The organism is Hyphomicrobium sp. DY-1 (assembly GCF_047497105.1).
GTDB lineage: Bacteria > Pseudomonadota > Alphaproteobacteria > Rhizobiales > Hyphomicrobiaceae > Hyphomicrobium_B.
On sequence record NZ_CP134870.1, the window covers coordinates 3,915,842 to 3,937,495 of the forward strand.

Annotated in this window: 24 protein-coding genes and 2 tRNA genes; 17 read left to right on the forward strand and 9 right to left on the reverse strand. The window is 59.4% G+C overall.

All coding sequences use genetic code 11. From position 1 onward, the window contains the following. Positions 1–69 precede the first annotated feature (69 nt). From RLW41_RS19105 to RLW41_RS19130, 6 genes are all read left to right on the forward strand, one after another. Positions 70–642, forward strand: coding sequence for a DUF2244 domain-containing protein (locus tag RLW41_RS19105; protein WP_414462499.1), 573 nt, complete (start codon positions 70–72; stop codon positions 640–642). Continuing rightward, positions 639–1,028 carry a hypothetical protein gene (locus RLW41_RS19110; protein WP_409563096.1) on the forward strand — a complete coding sequence of 130 codons (390 nt, stop codon included), beginning with the start codon at positions 639–641 and terminating at the stop codon, positions 1,026–1,028. Before RLW41_RS19105 ends, RLW41_RS19110 begins: the two co-directional genes overlap by 4 nt. A gap of 102 nt (positions 1,029–1,130) precedes the next feature. Continuing rightward, positions 1,131–2,546 (forward strand): c-type cytochrome, encoded by a 1,416-nt coding sequence (locus RLW41_RS19115; protein WP_414462500.1) that lies wholly within the window; start codon positions 1,131–1,133, stop codon positions 2,544–2,546. A gap of 5 nt (positions 2,547–2,551) precedes the next feature. Continuing rightward, positions 2,552–3,775, forward strand: a complete 1,224-nt coding sequence (locus RLW41_RS19120) for a hypothetical protein (protein ID WP_414462501.1) — start codon at positions 2,552–2,554, stop codon at positions 3,773–3,775. 14 nt (positions 3,776–3,789) lie between these two features. Further along, positions 3,790–4,134: a c-type cytochrome gene (locus RLW41_RS19125; protein WP_409563099.1), complete on the forward strand. Its 345-nt coding sequence runs from the start codon at positions 3,790–3,792 to the stop codon at positions 4,132–4,134. 245 nt (positions 4,135–4,379) lie between these two features. Then, positions 4,380–5,123, forward strand: a complete 744-nt coding sequence (locus RLW41_RS19130) for a superoxide dismutase (protein WP_414462502.1) — start codon at positions 4,380–4,382, stop codon at positions 5,121–5,123. A 230-nt stretch (positions 5,124–5,353) separates the two neighbouring features. Here RLW41_RS19130 and RLW41_RS19135 read toward each other — a convergent pair whose 3' ends face one another. Then, positions 5,354–5,563, reverse strand: a complete 210-nt coding sequence (locus RLW41_RS19135) for a hypothetical protein (protein ID WP_414462503.1) — start codon at positions 5,561–5,563, stop codon at positions 5,354–5,356. A 212-nt stretch (positions 5,564–5,775) separates the two neighbouring features. Here RLW41_RS19135 and RLW41_RS19140 point away from each other — a divergent pair, with 212 nt between their 5' ends. Continuing rightward, positions 5,776–5,991, forward strand: coding sequence for a hypothetical protein (locus RLW41_RS19140; protein ID WP_013947325.1), 216 nt, complete (start codon positions 5,776–5,778; stop codon positions 5,989–5,991). 62 nt (positions 5,992–6,053) lie between these two features. On the opposite strand, the gene RLW41_RS19145 is transcribed toward RLW41_RS19140, so the two are convergent. The 3 genes from RLW41_RS19145 to RLW41_RS19155 form a co-directional block, all read right to left on the reverse strand. Beyond that, a complete protein-coding gene (locus tag RLW41_RS19145) occupies positions 6,054–6,284 on the reverse strand; it encodes a hypothetical protein (protein WP_013947326.1) in 231 nt (76 codons plus the stop codon). Between the two features lie 101 nt (positions 6,285–6,385). Further along, positions 6,386–6,778 (reverse strand): Mpo1-like protein, encoded by a 393-nt coding sequence (locus RLW41_RS19150; protein WP_414462504.1) that lies wholly within the window; start codon positions 6,776–6,778, stop codon positions 6,386–6,388. A gap of 25 nt (positions 6,779–6,803) precedes the next feature. Next, positions 6,804–7,508: a hypothetical protein gene (locus RLW41_RS19155; protein ID WP_414462505.1), complete on the reverse strand. Its 705-nt coding sequence runs from the start codon at positions 7,506–7,508 to the stop codon at positions 6,804–6,806. A gap of 256 nt (positions 7,509–7,764) precedes the next feature. On the opposite strand from RLW41_RS19155, the gene RLW41_RS19160 reads away from it, so the two are divergent. From RLW41_RS19160 to RLW41_RS19190, 7 genes are all read left to right on the forward strand, one after another. After that, positions 7,765–8,223: an Hsp20 family protein gene (locus tag RLW41_RS19160; RefSeq protein ID WP_414462506.1), complete on the forward strand. Its 459-nt coding sequence runs from the start codon at positions 7,765–7,767 to the stop codon at positions 8,221–8,223. Between the two features lie 422 nt (positions 8,224–8,645). Beyond that, a complete protein-coding gene (locus tag RLW41_RS19165) occupies positions 8,646–8,903 on the forward strand; it encodes a hypothetical protein (RefSeq protein WP_414462507.1) in 258 nt (85 codons plus the stop codon). 176 nt (positions 8,904–9,079) lie between these two features. Next, a complete protein-coding gene (locus tag RLW41_RS19170; protein ID WP_409563108.1) occupies positions 9,080–9,514 on the forward strand; it encodes a PqqD family protein in 435 nt (144 codons plus the stop codon). After that, positions 9,487–10,227, forward strand: a complete 741-nt coding sequence (locus RLW41_RS19175; protein WP_414462508.1) for a glycosyltransferase — start codon at positions 9,487–9,489, stop codon at positions 10,225–10,227. Before RLW41_RS19170 ends, RLW41_RS19175 begins: the two co-directional genes overlap by 28 nt. 44 nt (positions 10,228–10,271) lie before the next feature. After that, the gene (locus RLW41_RS19180) at positions 10,272–11,393 is read left to right on the forward strand and encodes a nucleotidyltransferase family protein (RefSeq protein WP_414462509.1); all 1,122 of its coding nucleotides are present in this window, start codon (positions 10,272–10,274) and stop codon (positions 11,391–11,393) included. A gap of 74 nt (positions 11,394–11,467) precedes the next feature. Beyond that, positions 11,468–13,129, forward strand: coding sequence for an ABC transporter ATP-binding protein (locus tag RLW41_RS19185; protein WP_414462510.1), 1,662 nt, complete (start codon positions 11,468–11,470; stop codon positions 13,127–13,129). Then, positions 13,126–14,943 carry a glycosyltransferase gene (locus RLW41_RS19190; RefSeq protein WP_414462511.1) on the forward strand — a complete coding sequence of 606 codons (1,818 nt, stop codon included), beginning with the start codon at positions 13,126–13,128 and terminating at the stop codon, positions 14,941–14,943. Before RLW41_RS19185 ends, RLW41_RS19190 begins: the two co-directional genes overlap by 4 nt. A 230-nt stretch (positions 14,944–15,173) precedes the next feature. On the opposite strand, the gene RLW41_RS19195 is transcribed toward RLW41_RS19190, so the two are convergent. Beyond that, positions 15,174–15,248, reverse strand: a tRNA-Thr gene (locus RLW41_RS19195). 185 nt (positions 15,249–15,433) lie between these two features. On the opposite strand from RLW41_RS19195, the gene RLW41_RS19200 reads away from it, so the two are divergent. Next, entirely contained in the window at positions 15,434–15,622 is a 189-nt protein-coding gene (locus RLW41_RS19200) for a hypothetical protein (RefSeq protein ID WP_024275726.1), read from the forward strand. Positions 15,623–15,840: 218 nt separating this feature from the next. On the opposite strand, the gene RLW41_RS19205 is transcribed toward RLW41_RS19200, so the two are convergent. After that, complete coding sequence (locus tag RLW41_RS19205) at positions 15,841–16,119, reverse strand: hypothetical protein (protein WP_414462512.1); 279 nt, start codon at positions 16,117–16,119, stop codon at positions 15,841–15,843. Between the two features lie 322 nt (positions 16,120–16,441). Between RLW41_RS19205 and RLW41_RS19210 the strand changes: the two genes are divergently transcribed. Further along, entirely contained in the window at positions 16,442–16,777 is a 336-nt protein-coding gene (locus RLW41_RS19210) for a hypothetical protein (RefSeq protein ID WP_414462513.1), read from the forward strand. 70 nt (positions 16,778–16,847) lie between these two features. Here the strand turns inward: RLW41_RS19210 and rlmB are convergent, their stop codons facing one another. Then, a complete protein-coding gene (rlmB, locus tag RLW41_RS19215; protein WP_414462514.1) occupies positions 16,848–17,567 on the reverse strand; it encodes a 23S rRNA (guanosine(2251)-2'-O)-methyltransferase RlmB in 720 nt (239 codons plus the stop codon). 329 nt (positions 17,568–17,896) lie between these two features. Between rlmB and RLW41_RS19220 the strand changes: the two genes are divergently transcribed. Next, positions 17,897–17,981: transfer RNA gene (locus RLW41_RS19220), tRNA-Tyr, on the forward strand. A 373-nt stretch (positions 17,982–18,354) separates the two neighbouring features. Here RLW41_RS19220 and RLW41_RS19225 read toward each other — a convergent pair. Both RLW41_RS19225 and RLW41_RS19230 read right to left on the reverse strand, forming a co-directional pair. Further along, complete coding sequence (locus RLW41_RS19225; RefSeq protein WP_414462515.1) at positions 18,355–19,743, reverse strand: HlyD family type I secretion periplasmic adaptor subunit; 1,389 nt, start codon at positions 19,741–19,743, stop codon at positions 18,355–18,357. Next, positions 19,740–21,653, reverse strand: coding sequence for a type I secretion system permease/ATPase (locus tag RLW41_RS19230; RefSeq protein WP_414462516.1), 1,914 nt, complete (start codon positions 21,651–21,653; stop codon positions 19,740–19,742). The genes RLW41_RS19225 and RLW41_RS19230 overlap by 4 nt, the downstream gene beginning before the upstream one ends. Between the last annotated feature and the right edge of the window lies 1 nt (position 21,654).

The window sequence follows — 21,654 nt, forward strand, 5'->3', positions numbered from 1 at the left end:
GGCCGCGGCGGCGTGGAGTTCAACTCTGCAAAGCTGCGTCGCATCGGATTCAGCATTTGTGAGGCAGTCATGTCGTCGCCATGTGCAACAGCGCATGCGCAGTCACAGAGGGGCTGCGCGCGGGAGCGCGTATCGTTTGTTGTTGTTCCAAATCAAAGTCTAAGCGATCGCGGGGCTTATATGCTCTACGGCGCGCTTAGCGGAGCGGTCGCTATTTTTCAGGTGCCGTTTCTCATGCGAGGTTACTGGCCGGTTGCGATGTTTTCCGTCATCGATTTATTGGGAGCGGTGCTTGCTATCCAGGCGTTTCGGCTTTGCCAGCAGGAGCGGCGGGAGGAAATCGTCGTTGAAGATGGCGCCGTCAACATTCGCCGTTTTGCCTTCGGAAAATCCGTCCGCGAGCTTCGGCTTGCGTGTTATGGCCTGAAGCTTATCCGTTCCGATGATCCTGACTTTGGTTGCCGCCGTCTCGCATTTTCCGTTCGAGGAAAGCGCGAAGAGATTGCGCGCGATCTCTCGCCACCAGAGCGGGCGAGCTTTGCGGATGCATTGTGGCAGAGCCTGCGGCGCTATTCCGTTCCGCTCAGCACCGAAATGGCCTTCGGCTGGTCACTCTTTACCAAAGGGCCGTACGCGCCATGACGTTCGGAGGCATCGGGCGCCGCGCGGAGACACAGACGACCAGAAGCGTGCTGTTGGCGCTGTATGCGCTGGCGTGTGTGTTCTCGGTCAGCGTTTCCAAGCCGCATCCTGTCCGGCCACCCATCGATGCAAGTGCATACGCCCTGCCCGATGGATCGCTACCGCCAATCTGCTCGCCAGCGAACAGGGACGGGCATGTCGGCGCGTACGGCGATGCCTGCGGGCTGTGCTGTGTCGCCAAGCTCTCTGGGTTGCAGCCGCCGGGCGCGAGAGATCTCGTGCCGGCCTCAAGTGCCGGCGAGCGTCTGGCGATTGCGAATGTCGCATTTCGCGAGCCAGCGCAGCGCTTCGCAGCGCTGGGCGCGCGAGGGCCACCCATGATTTGAAGCGCCATCAATCACAGGGAAGCGCCCTCGCAGTCTTGGCCATCAACGTGGCTCGTACGCGAGCGCTCAACAATCACTAGCTTAAGGATTCAGGAAACCCTCATGGACAGCATGCTTGGCATGTATCCGACCTTTTACGTGCCCTACATCGGCACGGCATGGGTCATGGGGATCATCGGCGTCATTCACGTCGTTGCCTCCCACACTTCCGTCGGCGCAGCATTTTTGTTCGCGCTGCTAGAGACGAAAGCCTATCGGGACAAGCAGCCGCAATTGCTCGACTTCATCAAGCGTTACGGTCTGTTTCTTCTGGTCTTCTCCTACATCATCGGGTCGATCACCGGGCCGGGCATCTGGTACGCGATTACAGTCGCGAGCCCTCGCGGGGTCAGTGGCCTCATTCATAACTTCGTCTGGGTCTGGGCAGCGGAGTGGGTCTTCTTCACGGTCGAGGTCATCGGCGCATACGCGCTGGTCTACCTTGTGGGCAAGATTGATCCGATCTCGCATCTCAAGCTGACGTGGTCGTTTGCTCTGGCGTCCTGGGGGACGATGCTGCTGATCGTCGGCATCCTGTCGTTCATGATGTGGCCGGGAAGCGATACTTGGTATCAGACTGGCTCGACGAACGACGCCTTCTACAACATCAACTTCTTCGCGCACCTTGGCGTGCGAACAGGTTCGATGCTGGTCATGGCAGCTATCGTCGGCCTGATGGTTGTCCCGGGCGTCAAGGATAAGGCGCTCCGCGCAAGTGTCGTTCGCTTGATTGCGCCCGTTGGGCTCATCGGCGGCCTCTTCTCCGTCGTCATGTTCCTCTACTATTTGCAGACGCTGCCGAATAATGCGCATGTCATGCTGCAGGCGCATCTTCTGCCGGTCTATGCCCACGCCATGATCGGGGTTGCGGCGGTCACGGCCGTCTATCTCATCTCGGCGATGCTTTGGCCGCAGATGGTTCGGCTTTGGGTCGCGGTACCGCTATTCCTGTTCATCGCCATTGTTGGCGTCTGGCCGGAGGAACGCATGCGTGAAAGCATGCGCAAGCCCTACGTGGCCGGGCAGTACATCTATGGCGACCAGGTGATCTCCCGCGATGTTCCGGGCAAGGGCATCGTCGGAGAAGTGGATACCATCGCGGAAAAGGGCTTCTTGAAAGTCCATCCGTTCATTCCGGACCGGCTGCGAAAAATTACTGACCGCAACAAGCTAGAGGTCGGCGAACTGCTGACCAAGATTGCGTGCTCGAATTGTCATTCGCTGGATCCGGGTGCGCCGCTTCGCAGCTTGCCCGACATATTCCATCGCTCGACGGATGAAGACATGATCGCAGCGTTCCTTAAGGGACCGCTACGGCACGGCAGCATTCCTTACATGCCGCGCATCGATCTTCCCGACGACGAGATCGGAGCGATCGCTCATTACATCGCCACTGTGGATGCAAAGGCCGGTCCTTTGAAGGAGGATACGACGCCGATTGCAGCCGCCGCGCCTAATCCCGAGACTAAGAAGGAATAGCAGACATGGATGTCGGCACAGTCATAAACACGATGCGGGATCCGGCAGGCGTGCCTGCGACACCCGTCGTGTTTCAAATTCTTGCCGTTGCGACGTGGGTGTTTCACATCGCGTTCGTGATGTTGACGATGGGCACCGGTGTGCTCGCCGTATATGCGTTTTTCAGGCGGGCAACCGGTCCCTTCTGGGAGCAGCTATCGCTGGCGATGACGAAGGTCGCAAAGGTCAGCGTTTCGCTGCTGATCGTGCTCGGCGTTTCGCCGTTGCTCTTCACCCAGGTCATCTATGATCCGCAGTGGTACACGTCCAACGTGCTCTCGGCGGCCTGGGTGATCGGGTTCATCTTCACGCTGATCGTCGGCTATTGTCTTTGGTTCGTTTTTTATGAGGCGAACCACGACGGCGCAAAGCAATACGTCGGCTTCTATGCTGTGATGAGCTTGGCGATTTTCGCGCTCGATGGCTTGATCATGCACGTCCTGGCTTATCAGGCCATCCTGCCCGGTGAGTGGATGTCGTGGTACGCGCCGGGTGGCGTCGTTGATACAAGCGGCACGAAGCTGCACGCAATCGAGTGGGCGCGCTATCTCTTCATCATGAGCCTGTCGGCGCCCGCCGTCGGTCTCTTCCTGCTCGCCTACAGCGAATATCTAACGGTGCGTCGCGACAAGACGCGGGAATACCTCGAGTTCGCTCGCGACCTCGGGCGTAAGATCGCGTCGCGCGGTGCGATCATTTCGGCGCTTCTTGCCGTCTGGTGGCAATTTGACCTTCCGGCTTCGACCGGTCTGCGTTCACAGCCGCTCGGATGGTTGATCCCGGCTGGTCTCGTCATCCTGGCTTGGCTCGCCTCGCAACGGCATCCGCGCCTTCATGGCTACACCATGCTCAGTCTCGGCCTCGTGATGGTCGCTCTGCTTGCGATTTGGCGTGAGGTCATTCGCGTCGCGTATCTGAAGCCGTTCGGCTACAACGCCGACACTTACACGGTGCACGCAGATTGGCCGTCAACGATCCTCTTCTTCTCGACGATCCTTGGGGTCGGCAGCTTGGTGGGCGGGTACTACCTGACATTGCTCTACCGTGCAGGGCGGGTTGAGGGCGTCTATACCGCAGAACCGCGGGTGGATCGGCTTGGCTCCGCGGCCGTCGCTGTCCTCGTTGTGTGGATTGGCGTGTTTTTCGTTTATGGCGTCGCGATCTGGCTTCGCAACGCGTTTCTCGCTTAGGATCGGAGGATACAATGGCGTTGATTAAACAGCGCGCCGTATTCAGCTATATCGTGGCTGCATGCGCGATCGTTCAAACTGCTTCGTACGCACAGGCTGCCGATCTGGCCGCCGGCCGAAAACGCGCTGAAGTCTGCATGGCGTGTCATGGTGAAAAGGGCATCAGCGAGATCCCGGGCATTCCAAGCCTCGCCGGACAGGACACTGACTATATCGTCTCGGCGCTGAAGGCGTATCGAGCCGGCACAGAGCGCACCAATCCGACGATGGCGGAAATGGCAAAGCCTCTGAGCGATGCCGATATCGATAACCTTGCCGCGTTCTGGCATTCGCTCGCCTCGCCGTTGGCGCAGAAATAGCAAACGATCCCGATCCGCGGAGAGGCAAGTTCCTTGCATCTTCGTGATCCCAAGCGGGACCGAAATCGCGGATGGCAGTCGCCTTCACAGGCGGCTGCCATTTTTTGTGGCTATTGAACGACAATAGCCGGCCGCTAAGCGCCAACCTGCGCCGTTTTGTCGATCTTCTGACTGGAGATTTTGTAATCCGGCTCTACATCTCCTTGCGATGCCCTCGAAGCGACATCAGCCCAGGAGATTTTCCCATGACAAACCTCGACCGACGATCGTTTCTTAAGGCGGCGCGTGCCGTTTCCGTTGTTGCGGCAGTTTCGTCATCCGCGACAGTCAAAGCTTTCGCCGAAACGACCGGGGCCGGTGGACCGTACAAGCTTCCGCCGCTTCCGTACGCATTCGGAGCGTTAGAGCCGAATATCGACGCGCAAACCATGGAGCTGCATCACGACAAGCATCATGCGGCCTACGTCAAGAATTTGAATGCGGCGCTGAAGGATCATTCGCAGCTTGCGTCGCTTCCTCTGGAAGAGCTTCTCGTCAAGCTCAGCGACGTGCCGGAAGACATTCGTATGACCGTTCGCAATAACGGTGGCGGTCATGCCAATCACAGCATGTTCTGGGAGATCATGGGGCCGCCCGGTGGCGCTGGGCCGGATGGTGAGCTGAAAGCGGCCATCGACAGGGATTTCGGTGGGCTCGATAAGCTACAGCCGCAGTTCAATGCAGCAGGCGGAAAAGTTTTCGGCTCGGGTTGGGTTTTTGTCACCGTCGATAAGGACGGAAAACTCGCACTTGTCTCTAAGCCGAACCAGGATACGCCACTTATGGACGGCGGCCGCGTGTTGATGGGAAATGACGTTTGGGAGCACGCCTATTACCTCAAATATCAGAACAGGCGCCCGGAATATCTGAAAGCGTGGTGGAACGTTGTAAATTGGAAAGTCGTCGGCGATCGCTATGCGGCGGCAAAGGCCGGCAAGCTCGCCATTTGATTTCACTGTAAAATCGACAAAGCCGCCCGGCTGCGGTTTGGACGGCTTTTTTGCAGCTCAATTCAGTCCGAGCTGCGCACCGACCCAGCTTAGAGCCGCCGCGTTATTGAATGCGATATCGAAGGCGATGCCGGCAAATATCACCACGATAACGATGAGCACACGCATGTCGTCCATGCTACGAGCAACGCCGGGGGGAAAACGAATGTTCCACCGCGAGACAGGGAATGTTACGGCGTCTTCGTGTTTACCGTCGCGTCGGGTGGAGGAGGTGTCGGGCTGATCGGATATGGCTCAGGCGCTGCCTTTGCTGGGGACGAGTGATTAGCTTCTGCAGGTGCGGGCTTGGCAGCATCCACCGTCGAAAGATCAAGGCGCTGCCAATATAAAATAGCCCCAGCGATTATGATGATCGACAGAATGATGATCGGCCACTTCATAGCTTTTATCCGCGCGGCTTTTTTCGCCAACGAACGCCAAGAATGCAAAGTTCCCGCCGTGCTTTCGCGAACGTTGTGGCCGACGCGATATTAACGCTTGTGGCGGATGAGATGATTTCACGCGGCGCTAACCAAGCGCTCAGTTGTCACGTGTTGTCCTGATTTTTCGGCGTAGATTCGACCTATCGTTGAAGGCAAACAGGAGTTCCCGCATGTCGAAGCGTACCTTATTCGCCGCCGCAATGGGAGCTGCAGCGCTCGTCTCGCTGCCTGCAGTCTCAGAAGCTCATTGCCTCGGTTACAAGCACATGAAATCCGAATTCAACTCTGCGGTCGACGGGACGACGACGATGGTTAAACGCGTCGCGTATCGCACGGAGGCGTTTGGCCGTCGCATGTTCGGCTGGTTGGATTGCAAGAAATACTAAGACCGGCAAGCGACTTTCGCAGGCCTTCGGGACGCGTTTGAACGGCTAGGTCGTAATGCGACCTATGCCGCCAAGGGCCGAGGCTTGAGCGTGTCGGCAAGCGAGGCGCGGACGCGTTCCTCAAGAGCGACCATGTCGAAAACAGACTCCGAGGCGGCGAGGATTGTCATCACAATTCTCGCCCGCTGCTTATGGTTTGGATCGAGATTTCGTTCGCCACCGTCGATCTCATCTCGAAGTCTTATGTAAAGATCGACGAGCACGCTTCCCGGAAGGGGAGTACCACTATCCATGCTTGAGCTTTCGTTCGATGCTGCAGAGCATCAACGCCAGCGCCTTGCTTTTGGTTGCGTGTGATGGTGTGCGCCGGGTCCTCTTCGAAATCTGCGATGCGCTATTGGCGAGGGGATTTTTCTTTGCTGCCTGCGACGCGCCTGATCTCTGCTTCCAAGCCGCGAGTCAGCCAGAGTCCGTACATCTTCAGATCTGCCTCCAGCGACCAAAGTGGATTTTCAAAAGCGGCAGGGTTGTTTCGCTCAAAGGCGAAGTGGCCTGCCCAGGCACTAGCGTATGAACCAGTTATGCCTGCGGCCAGGTATCGACCTCGGCCGGTTTTTAGCCATCCGGCGACGCCAAGAAGGCCGAGCGTCGTTCCTATCATATGCATCGCGCGCGTCTCAGGCTTGGAATGCGCCTTGAGATAATAAGGCCAGAATTCATCGAACGACGCGAACTTCGGCGCGGGCTCTGGTGTTGAATTTCGTTTGCTCAAAGAGCTGGTCGCCATCTCTTTTACCTCCAAACTATTGTGCTCAATGCCCAAGTGCTGCGGCGATACTCTGGGGGATCGATTTATTAATCGTCCCATGGCTTAGTTCCGTTGCCCGTCCGGGGCAGGCCTCGGATTTGGATCTCGCAACAAGATCTTCGAGGTCATCCTCTTTCCGCACGATATAGGGCGACAGGTGCTTGACGACTTTCGCGCTCGCTGCAACGCCCCACAAAATTCCCGTATCAAGCGGCATCGACGTGATGTCTCCTGCCGCGGTGATGCAGTTCATAGATCTCGGAAGCGAGTTGATCATCGAATAACTGACGCGGCCGGACTGCAAGAGGGCAAGACGCATCTTCGCTCTCTCGAATAATTCCGCAGTGATCTCGTAGGGTCCCCATGACTTGACACGTCGGCCGGCGTGACAGGCCATTTGCAAAGTTTCGGCAAGTGAAAAGTTATGGCCTCGCTCAGATCCGAACGGCTGTACCTTTTTCGTGGCAGGTAGCCAGCTTATTGTCAGCGGGCTGACCACGCCCTTCGCTAAGTCATTTCCGCGATAGAAGCTGATGAATGTATGGGCATGCACCAGATCATCGTCCGGCCCCTGATAGGCCCACACCACCATAAAATAGCGACCATCCAAGCTTGCTGTCTCGGCCGCCCTTCCGAAAGAAACCTGCAAGAAACAGAGCGACAGTACGCAAATCAACGTCTTGAAGAATTTTCCGGTAGAGATCGACATTGTCCCTTCTCTCATCCGCAATGAAGATCCGGTGAGATCATTGAAATCACTCCGCACTTAAATTCGATTGGCCTTAGGAATGTTCCGCCGCAGGCCAAAACGCTGGGTCCGCCTTGGTCGCACATCCAATCTAAGTCTTGAAAATTTTCCTATCTGTCCTCTTGAACGATCCAATCGACGAAATTAAATCGCCGCTCGGACGGGCCAGATGTGGCCGTCCCTTGCTCTGGTTGTCGCTTCTGGAAGGAGGATAGCTATGGCGACATTCGACTTCACGCCGATGTTTCGTTCGAGCATCGGGTTCGAGCGAATTCCCGATCTTCTGGCCCAGGCGTTACAGCGCCAGGGCGATGGATATCCCCCGTACAACATTGAAAAAGCCGGTGTCGATGAATTTCGCATCGTAATGGCGGTGTCTGTCTTTTCTGCGGATGATTTTGAGATCGTCCAGGCTGAAAATCGCCTAACGATCAAAGGCGGGGCCAAGAACGACGATCAAAAAATTTACCTTTACCGAGGTCTTGCCGCCCGGCAGTTTGTCCGCGAATTCGATCTCGCGGATTACGTCGAGGTTACAGGCGCGGAGCTCGACAATGGGCTGCTCGTCATTTCCTTGAAACGCGAACTACCGGAGGCGATGAAGCCTCGGTCCATCCCGATCACGATTGGAAATGGTTCCGACGCGCCGGCGCGCAGCGAGAAGAAAGCCGCGTAGATCATCTACTAAGAGGCAGGGATGAACGCGGTGGCATTCTCCGACCGTTCAGTTGCGGCCGTTGAGAGCGTGATGCCGGTGGCGACAGGACATGGCGCCGGCATCTCCGCTCGACAGGGACGGCTTTCGGGCCGTCCCTCGTGTCGGATCTTTCCGATGGGAAAGGGATGGGGCCTCGAGATTGAGCGCAATAGCGCTTGGCTCATCGGCTTAGGCATTCCTGGAAGCTGCAGATTCTTCACATCGCTGAGAGCGGCAATCGCTTTCGCCGAGGCCCGCGGCCTCGACTACCACGTCGTCCGCCCGGCGCGCCTGTTTGAGAGTTATTGGCGTCGCCGCTGGCGGGGCAGGGGACGTTGGGCGTGATTTTGGACGCCATTGTCTCCAAAGCCTCATCGAACTGATCAGCATGAGAGGGGATCATGCAAGCGATACTTTCGGGAAAGCGAGTACTCGTCGTCAAAGGTTCGCTTCTTGCGCCTTGTGCGTTGGAAAAAGCGCTGGGCGAGCGCGGCGCCAAGGTGATCAACGCTACCAATGTCATCTCCGCATTTTCTATTATTGAATACGAGGAATTGGTGCCGGCTGTAGGATTTGAATCTACGACCCCTGATTACAAATTCGGGGCAACTCCAATATCAACAGAGCTCATTCTGACTATTCGCGCGTCCTTCTCGTGATGACGTTTCAATAGCTTAGAAGCGCAGTCCGAACGAGATAACTGCAAGACCGGACCACGCTTAGTCTTAATCATTTTAAGCATAAAAAGACAATCTGATCCGCTCACAGATTTATTGCGTTGCCCAACTCTATAGGAGAATGGTCTCCTTTGAATTTGCGAGTTGGAGAATTTTCGATGGCAATTTATTTTCAACCAACTGAGGGGCGCATTGTCAGCGAAGTCATCGACGGCGAGGCTATTCTGCTGGATCTGACCACTGGTTCCTATTTCAGTGCGGATCATGTCGGAGCCGCGGTTTGGAGCCTGGTGTCCGCGGGCGTTCCTGTCGAGACGACAGCACAGGTCATCGCTGATCGGTTCGAACACGACCTTGCAAAGGTGACCGAAGACGTTGAGGCCTTCGTTGACGATCTCTATCGCCGCGGACTGATCCAGCGGTGCAAGCAGCCAGCCGAAGAGGCATCGGCTATTGCCAGCCTCGTCGTCATTGCCAAGGCCTATGAGGCGCCGCAGCTCGCGGTCTACGAGGACATGCAGGATCTTCTTTTCATCGATCCCATCCATGATGTCGGCGAAGCGGGATGGCCCCTGCGCAAAGAGACGGCATGATGAGCTCGGATCGCGGCCGCCCCCCAATCCATGCGATCGTGACCTGCTATAATGTCGGACGGTTCCTGGATGAAACGCTTGCAAGCGTTTTCTCCCAAACAACGACGGCCCACACGGTGACAGTGGTCGATGACGGATCGACCGACGATACTCAGGCTGTGCTCGCGCGCCATGGAGGCAGGCTGAGTGTGGTCTGCCGGAGCAACGGCGGCATCTCGGCGGCTCGCAATAGCGGTATTGCCTCCGTAACCGACGGTCTGGTCGCCTTCCTCGACGGCGACGACCTTTGGACCCCCGAGAGCCTAGACTGCCGGCTCGCAGCCTTCCTGGCGGATCCCAGGCTCGACCTGGTCTACGGAGCGGTGCGCCAGTTCCGTTCGGTCGACGCTGCGAACGGAAGGGTCCGCGCGCCCCATGGCGAGCCGTTGCAGGCCAGGCTGGCCGGCTCAATGCTGATCCGACGAGACTTTTTCGACCGGATCGGCCTATTCAACGAGGCGTTCCGGATTGGCGAAACCATCGACTGGGTGGCCAGGGCGGCGGAGAGCGGCGCCCGAATTGCATGCGTGGAGCCTGTCGTCCTGGAACGACGCATCCATGGTGATAACACCGTGATCAGAGAAAAGCAGCGGACGGGCGACTATCTTCGCGCTCTCAAGGCGTCGATCGATCGCCGCGCTGCGAGCGGCCACGCAATAAGGGATAAGCCGTGATGGGCAAACTCCGCTCATTCGTCTGGCCTACCGAGGGCCAGGAAATGCTTCTCGATATCGCTCTGGGGCCGCAGGAAAACGTGGTCGCGACATTCGAGAAATGGAATGCGGCCACGGACCTGGACAAGGAATTCGACTGGGGCACGTTCCGGCTGCTGCCGCTCCTGTATGAGCGCCTGCGCAGTCTCGATCTCGACCATCCATTGATGGGCCGCCTGAAGGGGATCTATCGCCTCGCCTTCTACGAGACGCAAAGCATCGTGCATGTGGCGGCGTCGATGCTCTCGAACCTGCAGGCCGCAGGTATCCCGACGATGATGATCAAGGGCGTGCCGCTCGCCCTCTCGTATTATCGCTCTCCTGCCGTGCGGCCGATGCGGGATTTCGATTTTGCAGTCCCGCCGAGCATGTCGCATAGGGCCGTGGCCATTGTGGAAGCGCAGGGCTGGACGCGCCTGGGATATTGCCGCGACGAGGACCTGCTCTACAGGCACTCCATGCCGTTCAGGAACGCGGCCGGCAAGGAGATGGATCTCCACTGGCATTGCTTGGTCGAGGATGGATCAAAAGCTGCGAACGACTGGTTCTGGGCGCGGAGCACACCGCTGATCGTCGGCCCGTGCACGACGCTCCAGCCCGACGCTACGGCCCTGCTGCTGCACACGATCCTGCATGGCTTGCGCTCCAACCCGGAACCGCCGGTGCGCTGGGTGGCTGATGCGACGAGGCTCATCGACTCGAGTCCGGGCGTGGACTGGGACGAACTCGTGCGCTTCGCCATTGAGCGCCGGCTCACCCATCGCCTCTCGTTAGGGCTCGCCTATCTCAAGCGTCGCTTCAATTGCGCCATCCCCGAAGACGCCTTTACGCAACTGGAAGCGCTGCGCCCGAGCCTGCTTGAGAAGATCGAGAACACCGTGTTCCTCGGCGACTCGACGACAATTGCAGAGAACCCATTCGGTCGCCGCTGGGTGAAGTTCATCGAGTACACCCGCATGATGCGGATCTGGCCGCTCGGCCAAGTCATCGCGCAGTTTCCAGACTATATGCGCTACCGGGCCGACTTGCCGCACAAGCGTGACCTGCTGCCCTACCTGGCCAGCTATCCGCGGCGCGGCCTGAAGCGACTGGCGACCCGCCACATATCAGGTCCGGCAAAGGAATGAGTGGCTTGGCAACGGAGGCGTCCACGACCCAAGCCGCTCACATACCGGCGCGCGGATCATGGCGAGGAACGGGAGTGCGGGCCGAATTCGCCTGGATGGCTTCCTATTATCGGGGGAGCTGGAATGCGCTGCTGGCGATCGTGTCCGTCGCTGTGGCCGGGGCCCTGCTGGCGCCGGCCCAGCCGCACATCGTCCGGCTCATTTTCGATCACGCCATCCCCGAAGGTCATACGGCGCTGCTGGTGGGGCTGGCGCTTCTGCTGCTGGCGGTACGGTTCGCCGGCGGCGCATTGTCATTGCTGTCGCGCCATTTGACGTTGACCGTGACGCGCGGCGTGACGATGGAGATTCGCCGGGCGATCATCGCAGGCCTCTACGATCAGCCAAGCGAGTTCCACGACTTCAGCGCGCCCGGGCGGCTGCAGAAGCGGATCGTCCACGACACGGAGCAGCTCGAGAACCACATGCAGGCGGTGCTGTCGGTCGGGCTGCCGGCTCTTCTAGGAGCGATGATGCTGACCCTGATGATGGCCAGCATGAGCTGGCAGGTCACCGGCATTCTGCTGGTTTTGGCGCCGCCGCTTTGGTTCACCACGCGTCTCTCGAACACCTTTCTGAAGCGCAACCTTAAGGCCTTCCAGGCCCAGTTCGAGCTCTTCAATAAGGGCATCTACTTCGTTCTGCGCCACATGGACCTCACGCGCATTCGCGCCTTCGAGGAAGGGGAACTAGATCGACAGACAAGCATTCTGGCCGGGCTGCGTGAAAGCGGCGCCCGCATGTCGCGGGGCTTCGAGATCCACAACCAGATCCAAAACGTCGCGACGAGCGTCATCGCCATCGTGCTGCTGGTCAGCGGCGGCATCGCCATTCAGCATGGCATGCTGAAGGTCGGTGACTTCGTGGCACTGTACATCGCAGCGGCGATGCTGAGTGGCCAGTCCATCCGGCTGGCGTCAGTAATTCCGGACGTGTTTATGATCCGCGACGTGGTCGATCGCCTGCGCGAGTTACCCCAGCGTAGCGCACCGGCGCTGCGGGCCGGGTCCGCGCTGCCGGCCTTCAAGGGCTGCATCGAGCTAGAAGGCGTGTCGTTCCGGCGAGGCAGTCGGCCGATACTGCGGCGCGTAGACCTGACGATCCGGCCGGGCCGCCACGTGGCGATCCGCGGCGCCAACGGGGCGGGAAAGAGCACGTTGGTGCAGTTGGTGCTTGGCCTGCTGAAGCCGAGCGAAGGCCGATTGACCGCAGACGGCGTCCCCTATGACGAACTCGATCTGGCCGCGCTGCGTCGGAAGATCGGCTTCGTGCCACAGCGGCCTGATTTTTTCGGCGGTACACTCCTGGAGAACATCATCTATGGGCGTCCGGAAGCGACGACGGAAGATGTTGACGACGCGCTCCGCAAGGCCGGTATCGATGACTTCGTCCGCAGTCTTCCAAATGGGCTCGAGACGCTGGTGGGCGAAGGCGGCGTAACAATCTCAGGCGGGCAGGGGCAGAGGCTCGCCATCGCGGCGGCACTGGTGGCGCGGCCACGGCTGCTGGTGTTCGACGAGCCTACCAATCACCTCGACCCCATGGCGGTGACCGCCATCATCGACACGCTGCGACGGGAATCGGCCGATACGGCCGTCCTCACGATCAGCCATGCCTCGGCTCTCATCGGCACGGCGGACGCCGTTTACGACCTGACTGCGGGCCGGTTGACGCCAGCGGAGGAAGCCTCTGCATGAGTAGCCACGCAAGCAGCGGCGAGAGCGGCGTCTCCTCACGCCTTCACCATCCCGCCGACCGAGGCAGCCGCAGCGAGGCGGAGCAACGCCGGTTCTTTGAAGACGTGAGCTCATTGACGCGAGAAGCCGAGAAGCGGATCGACGTGATCGAGCGCTTCGTGGACGTCGCGGGGCTGCCGGTGCGCATCCGCTATGCGGGCAATGCGATGTACGATGCCTTGTGGCCGGCGCTTGCTCATCTCGAGATCCCGCCCACCGACGAGCCCGGCGCTACGCTGCGCCTGTGGACCTCCGCGGGTACGGGGCTCCGCATGGTGCCGCCGCCCGTGGGGCGGGATGCCTTCACGGACCGTGGCGATATCTGGGGCTATGACAGCCGCGTCGTGCGCAGCGCGTTCCTCTGGGGCGAATCCGCGCTCGCCTTGCTCGATACCACCATCGGCGAAGGGATCTACTGGGTTGAGGATCCTGCCGCGATTCCGTACTGGGCGAAGGCATCGCCGCTGCGCACCCTGTTCCACTGGCTGATGCTCGTAGAGGGCAAGCAACTCATCCACGCCGCTTGCGTCGGTCAGGAAGACGGCGCCGTCCTTATCTGCGGCCGGGGCGGCGTCGGCAAGTCCACGACGGCACTGTCGTGTCTCGATGCCGGTATGCGCTATGTGAGCGACGACTATCTTGTCGTCGGGCTCGATCCGGAGCCGATGGCCTACAGCCTCTATGGCACGGCCAAACTGGTCGCCGAAAAGGCCGCCGCCTTCGACAGCTTCGGCGGCCGCGCGGCGCAGGACGCGGCCAAGCCGGGAGAGAAGGCAGTTGTTGCGATCGCCGGCGAGCACGGGTCGCGCCTGGTGCGTCGCCTGCCGATTAAAGCGATCCTCACGCCGCGCTTTGCCGACGACGCCGCGACGAATTTCGCGCCGACATCATCGGCCGCGCTGATCCGCGCCGCCGTGTTTACGACGACCGCGCAATTGCCTCATGCCGGGCGGGAGACTTACGCGTTCGTCGAGCGGCTCGTCGAGACCGTTCCCGGTTGCGAAATCCGCCTCGGCCGAGATATCGGCGCTGTTCCGGCCGCGATTGAGGCGCTGCTCGCCGAGGAGATCGCCATGCCGCCCCGCCGCATCGACACCAGCGCGACGCTGCCGCTCATCAGCGTCATCATCCCCGTCTTCAACGGCACACACTTCCTTCCGGACGCGATCCGAAACGTCGTGTCCCAGGATATCGGCAAGCTTGAGATCATTGTCGTCGACGACGGTTCAACGGAGGATGTCGGGGCGGCGCTCGAGGCATTGCCGGTGGATGTTCGCCTTCTGCGTCAGGCCAATGCCGGGCCGTCAGCTGCCCGCAATCGCGGGCTTGCCGCGGCGGCAGGTGACTATGTGGCGTTCCTCGACGTTGATGATCTATGGACGCCAGGCGCACTTCACCTGCTGGGCGCCGCGCTCGCCGCAGATCCTGACCTGGACGCTGTCCATGCCCGCGCCCGGCTCGTCCGCTACGGCGCCGAGGACGCCTATCTCGGCTCGCCGGAGGAGACCTTCCCCTACTATATCGGCGCTGGCCTTTACCGGCGCAGCGCTTTCGACAAGGCCGGTGCCTTCGACGCCACCCTGCGCTTCGGCGAGGACACCGAGTGGTTTGCGCGCGCGCGCCTCGTGGGTGCGCGCATCCTGGAATTGTCCGAGGACGTCCTCCTCGTCCGCCGGCACGACGGCAACATGACGGCCGGGAAGTCGTTGGTGGAAGTCAACACGCTGCAGGTTTTCAAAAGGATCAGGGATCTGCAGAACCGCCGGAAAGTCTGATCGGCGGCAGTCAGCGTTCGTAGTTCTCAACGCTGAAAGTCTCTATGCTGAAAGCTCCAGCTAATAGCAGCGAGGTGAATTCAATGCTCGCTGTCCGTCTTCTGGCAAGTTCCTTTGCGCTCCTCGGCGCAGCGTCCGTCTGCGAAGCTGCCGAAGTCGCTTTGCCGCCGTTCTATCAGGCGCGAAAGTCAGAATGAAAATTGGGAAGCAGCTAAGTCATTGATTATAAATGGTGCCGGCTGTAGGATTTGAACCTACGACCCCCTGATTACAAATCAGGTGCACTACCACTGTGCTAAGCCGGCGGCCGTTTGAAAATCAATAATTTAGGTCGGAGCGAAACTTCAACGCTCGATTTTGTCACGTATTTGTCAGGTCGAACGAGGCCGAGCGAAGGCGCTTGATACAGGAGGTTGGGTGCCGGGTGCAAGTCGACGATGCGACTTCTCCGCTTACGTGCTAGGCTTTCAAAAGTAGAGGAGGCGAGCACATGCAGTTCACAGTCGGCTTTAAGTACGACGGGCAGGTTGGGCATGTCGTCGTCGAGGGGGACGATGCCCTTGTAGCGGCCCTCAAACTGAAGGCGGAGCGACCGGCGGCCCGGATCATGTACGTGCGTCCTCAGAACCGGCGAGGCGATGCTCGACATCCTCCACTGGCGGTTCTGCAAATCAATTGATTTTTGATCACCTGACCGCGCGAATGATTTCGGAATGCGCGCAGCTGCGACTGGCGCAGTCATGCGCAAGAACAAACAGCGAGTTTAGCGCAGCAATGAAGAGAAGGCTACCCACGCGAGACTGAGGGTCGTGGCCTGAAAGCATGAAAAAAGGGAGCGGAGATTATTTCCACTCCCGATCGCATCTCTTAGCGGTTTAGTTCGCGCTCCGTGGACCCTCAGGGGCACCACCAGATCGGGCCAACGATGATGCAGCCACGACGTTGCCAATCACCCGGACGTTTTTTGTAACGATGCCAGTTGGAGGGCGCCCTGTCATAGCGGTGGCCGGCCCGGTATTTCCTACGGTCGTAGTGATGCTTATTTTTCTTGTAGTCGACCTGTTGCAGGTTCGGGAGCGGCGCGAAGCCGGCAGGCTTCGTGATAGTCATCGCTGATGCAGCCGAGGCCAAGCCTACAGTAAACGCTGCGACCAGCGCGATGGTTTTAAGGCGCAAGACAATCTCCGTTTGTAATCTGTTTTCCAAAGACATAGCTAAACGCGTTAAGGGTATTTAAGTTCCCCGGGAGGCGGGTATTTGTTATGGCTTGGTGGGGTATTGAGCCGTCAGATTTGAATCGGCGAGCACGCCGCCGCCATTTCTGCAGGCGTCCGTACTCATGCACCTTGGCAGAGATGTAACGGCTCGGAAGATTTTGATGCCGGGTGACGATCGCAAGATGCCCCGTACGGGATCTTAAGATAAGCTCTGGCAATGATTCTCGAACCTTTGCAGGGCATCGTTCCGCTCTGACTGGAACCACGCAGGAGTTCTGCCAATGCGCTTTAGGTCTTTCATGGCGCTCGCCGTAATCGCAACCGCCGGGGTTGCGGCTGCGCAGCCGGCATCGGCGTTCGATCTTTTCAATAGCCCGGACCTCCGCGACCGCCCATATTATCGGAACGACGCGCTGGAGGACTACTATTCGTACTTCTATTCGCCGCGTGGCTACTATCCCTACTACAACTCAGGTGAGTGGGGGCGCCCAATAATCCGCCGTTCCCGACTGCAGCTGCCTCCCTATTATGCTGCTTGGGGCGCGCCGAACCGTCGGTACTATCACGTCGAATGGCATCGCCGGCATTATGGCGGCCATCGTCGCGGAGACTGGTGAGCAGCGTCTGCTGTTTCGTCACGAGGACAGTTTGCGGCGCCCGGGACATCTGTTCCGGGCTTTGCTTTTGTCAGGCCGGCTTTCGGGCGAGGAGCGCCGTGTGAAGCGCGATGGCGGCCGCATTGGAGACGTTGAGGCTGGCGAGCGCGTCATCTGTCGTGATGCGCGCCACGCAATCGCAGGTCTTGCGTGTCAACTCGCGTAGGCCTTTGCCTTCAGATCCCATGACGAGCGCGGTGGGGTTCGACCAATCAAGAGCTTCAATGGTCTGCTCACCCTGGCCGTCGAGCCCGACGATGGTAAAGCCGGCCTCTTTCAGCTCATCGAGCGCCCGGGCGAGGTTAGCAACAAGCGCCACGGGAATGAGTTCCAGCGCACCGGAAGCCGACTTCGCGAGCACGCCATTTAGCGGCGGGCTATGACGGCGCGTCATAACGAGACCGCTGGCGCCGAAGACGGCCGACGACCTCAGGATCGCTCCGACATTGTGCGGATCGGTGACCTGGTCCAGGACAATGAGCGGGCGTCCGTTGGCCGATGCAGCCAAATCATGCCAATCGGGTTCGGGCAGGGGCTCCGTTTCCAGCGCGGCGCCCTGATGGACGGTGTCGGCGCCAAGGAGCTTGTCCAGGTCGCGCGGGCTGACGTGTTCGATCGGCGGTTTAATTTCGCCAATGGCTTCCCGGATCCGGCGCTCGGCGTTTTCCGTTAGCAGCAGGCGGAGGATGCGACGATTGGGATTCTTCAGGGCCGCCTCGACGGCGTGGAGGCCAAAGAGGCGTATGGGCAAGTCTTCGTCGCCGGTACGGTCATCGGCGCGTTGGGGTTTGCCGCGAAATGGCGCATTTGGTCCGCGCGAGGCAAACCCACTGGGGCGCTTCTTGTCGCGCCACGGCTTGTTAAAACGTGGTTTCTGCAGGGCTTGGCCTCAACTCTATAGGCGGTCGTTTCTTTCCGCCTGGGGAAATACTGTTCTTTGCCCGGCCGTGGATGGGGGCGCAAGAGCACATTGGCGCTTTTCCGATTGACAGGAGCGGCCGTCGTGAAGATAACCCGACGAAAGGCCCTGCCTCGTTTGGCAGGGCGCTTTCATTTCTGGGCCGCGGCACGCGGCTTCGGGGAGAGGTGCCCGAGTGGCTAAAGGGGACGGACTGTAAATCCGTTGGCTTCGCCTACGCTGGTTCGAATCCAGCCCTCTCCACCAAGACCCCGTCTCCACCTGGAGAGGGCAGGACGGAGCAGCATGAGCCGCCGACGTCTGCGATGCCGAGAAAGCGGTCATGGAGTCATGTTCCGCCCGAGAGTTTTTGGAATCCCGAGAAGTCGGTCATTCGCCGAAACTCAGACATAAAACCCTGGGCTGAAAAGAGCACCAGCATAGATCAAAACGTCCAACGGGACTTCTCTGCCCGACGTCGGACAAGGTCATGAATCTCTGGTGGTTAAACTATGTACTCTGCCGAGCGGCTTCGTCATTAAGAATGGCGGTTGAGATTTGATTGAAGCCCGCACCATGATTCGATATTTCGGCCACGGGCAGCTGGGATTCGGAATGCAAGTGAACGGGCCCAATCCGATCACTTCTCGCGGAACGCGCGGGAGAAGCTGTCCATCACTGGCTCCATGATGTAGTCAAAGAACGTGCGTTCGCCGGTTCGAATGTAGAGGTCGACCGGCATGCCTGGAGTTGGCTTGAAGTTCGGTAGCTTCCTTGCCGCATCTCCTTCATCAAGCTTCACGCGAACGACAAACGAGCCGTGATCGGTCACGGAGGGTGTTTGTGTGACGAGATCAGGCCTGTCCGAAATGGTATCTGCGGAGAGATAGACAACGCGGCCGTCGATCATCGGAGTGACGCGCTGATTCAGCGCCGAGAGCCGTACTGTTGCCGGCTGTCCCTCTTTGACGTGCACGACCTGATCGGGACTGACCCGGCTTTCGATGATGAGGTCATCGTTCACCGGCAAGAGTTCTAAGATCGTTCCGCCGGCTGGCACAACGCCGCCTGGCGTATGCTGGTTCAGCTTTACGACGATCCCGCGGACAGGGGCTTTAACGTCAGTCCGCTGTACGACGTCGGTCGCGGACCTGATCTGCTCCGTAATATCGTCCAGGTCGGATTCGGCCTGGCGCAGTTCTTCGACGGATTTCTGCGTTGCCGTGGAGCGGATCGACGCGATCTGTTGCTCGGCGCGTGCGATCTGCTGGCGACTGTCGGCGACGCGGCCGATCAGTCCGCCCAGTTCACCATTCAACGCCGCCTCGTCGCGCTGAACCGAGAAGACTTCCGTCCGGCGAATAAGGTCGCGGTCGAGGAGGGCATTTTTATCCTTCAGTTCTTCCCCGAATATGCTCAGTCGTTTTTTGGTCGAGGAGATCTGAGCCTCGTAGCCGGAGATGCTTTCTTGCAATCCTGCGATTTCCTTGCGCAGCACCGCTTCCTCGGAGTTCATCCGGTCGCGACGGGCATCGAGTTCAAGCTGTTGGTGCGTGAGAATGGTTTGAACTTCGGGATCGTTGCGGTCGATCGTGACAGTTGAGGGCAATTGGAATGTCGCCTTGCCGGCGAGTTCAGCTTCGAGGCGAGCCTGCGTCGTTACCAGGCGATATTTTCTAAGCGTCAGCATACGAAGTTTCGCCATTGCTGGCGTCGGATCAAGCCGCACCAGCGTCTGGCCCGCCTCGACCAAATCGCCTTCCTTGACTTTTACCTCGCTTACAATTCCGCCTTCGAGATGCTGGACTTGCTTGTTTTGTCCCGCGGCCACGAATGTGCCGGTCGTAACGACTGCTCCGTCGAGTGGCGCTGTCATCGCCCACGCGCCGAAACCGAGCGCACAGACCGCTACAATGCCCAGCCCCGCAATAATCGGCATGCGCGTGCTACGCGGCACGGTGACGTGCCATTGATCTATACTCGGACAGCCGAGAAACACGTGGCGCTGGGTCAAATCGGGGTTGCTCATGGTGGTGTTGGCCCTGAGGACGCCGTTTGCTTCACAAGGCGATGCAGGACGTCTCGAGGCGATCCGAAACCTTCTAACCGGCCGGCGCGCAGCACGAGAACTTTGTCGACCGAATTCAAGAGCGCAGGACGCTGCGTGATCAACACCATCGTGACGCCCCGTGCCTTGGCTTTCTTCATGCTGTCGGCAAGGGCTTGCTCGCCGACGGAATCGAGATTGGAGTTCGGTTCGTCGAGCACGATCAGGGACGGGTTGCCGAAGAATGCTCGGGCGAGCGCTATGCGTTGTTTTTGTCCGCCGGAGAGCGGCGCTCCGTTGCGGTCGAGCACAGTCTCGTATCCGGCCGTCAATTGGCACACCATGTCGTGCACGCCGGCGGCTGCTGCTGCTTCGTAGATGTCGTTGTCCGGCAGATCGGTACGAAGGCGGCAGATGTTTTCTTTTATCGATCCCGGAAAGAGTTCGACTTCCTGGGGGAGATAGCCGGTGTATTCGCCGAACTGGCGTCGATCCCAGTTCCGAAGCTCGGTGCCGTCGAGCCGGACGCGTCCCGCCGTCGGAAACTGGCAGCCGACGAGAATACGCGCGAGCGTCGACTTTCCCGAACCCGCGGGCCCGACGATCGCCAGGGATTCTCCCGGCATGACCTCAAAGCTGATGCCGTTGAGTATGGGCTCCCTGGTCCCAGCCGGAATGTATAGCAATCGCTCGACAGTCAACTTGCCTGCGGGGCGGGGGAGACGAAGTTTGGGTTTTTCGGTTCGAAGCCCTTCAAGGGTCGCGCGCACACGAGCATACGCACCGCGTGCCTGCACGAGCGAACGCCATCCCTCTATCATTCCTTCGAGCGGCTGCAATGCGCGGCCTGCGATGATCGATGCCGCGATCATCATGCCGCCCGTCAGCGCTCCGGAAAGGGCAAGGTGCGCGCCCCAGCCCAGAATTGCGACCTGGGTGACGAGACGGGCAAATTTCGACGTTCCGCTGATCCAAAAGTTTCGGTCGTGCGCGCTAAGCTGTAATGAAAGCGCCTGTGCCTGCTCGCGCCCCCAATGCAAGATGCCTTCATTGAGCATGCCCATCGCGTTGATGACCTGCGCATTGCGCGCCAGCGATTCAGCGTGCGTGTCCGCTTTCGACGCCAATGCGCCAGCTTTTCCCATTGGACCGGCTGTTGCGGTCTGGTTCAGAACGGCGATGCCGGAAAGTATGAACCCGGAAATAAGCACGATCGCACCGAGGCTGGGATGGATGAGGAAGATGACGCCGAAATAGAATGGCGAAAGAGGTGCATCGAAAAGCAGGAGCATCGTCGGACTTGCGAGGAAGCCACGCACCTGATGCAGCGAGCGGAGAGCCTGGACGTTGCCGCCTTCACCGGTGGGCGCGCTCATCAAAATGCTGGCGAGGATAGGACCGCCCAGAATGGTCTCCATGGATGCCGCCAGGCGTCCAAGAATTTGGCGGCGGAGAATGTCCAGCATCGACATCGTTGCCAGAAGCCCGAGGGCGAGCCCTGACAGCATAAGCAGCGTGTCGAGGCTGCGGCTCGTCAGCACGCGATCAGATATCTGGAAGAGATAGATCGGCATTGTCAGCATCAGGACGTTGACGAATACCGAGAAGACGGCGACCGTTACGAATGTACGCCGCGCGGTCGCGCGCCAACGCGCCAACGGGTCTGCTGTTTCCGGCGGCGGCACGCAGGAACCCACGATTGTCGTGCCGCGAAATGTTCGCTCGATTTCACTTTTGATTTTTAGCAGGTGCTGAAGCGCAGGATGTATGCCTGAGAGTTCACCGCCGCCCATTTGGGCCTGCCCGGGCAAAGACACAACGGATTGTGCGCCTTCGCTATCGGTCGCGAGACTGCTTTCCTGCGTCTGGACACCGCCGACTGAGCTTGCCATC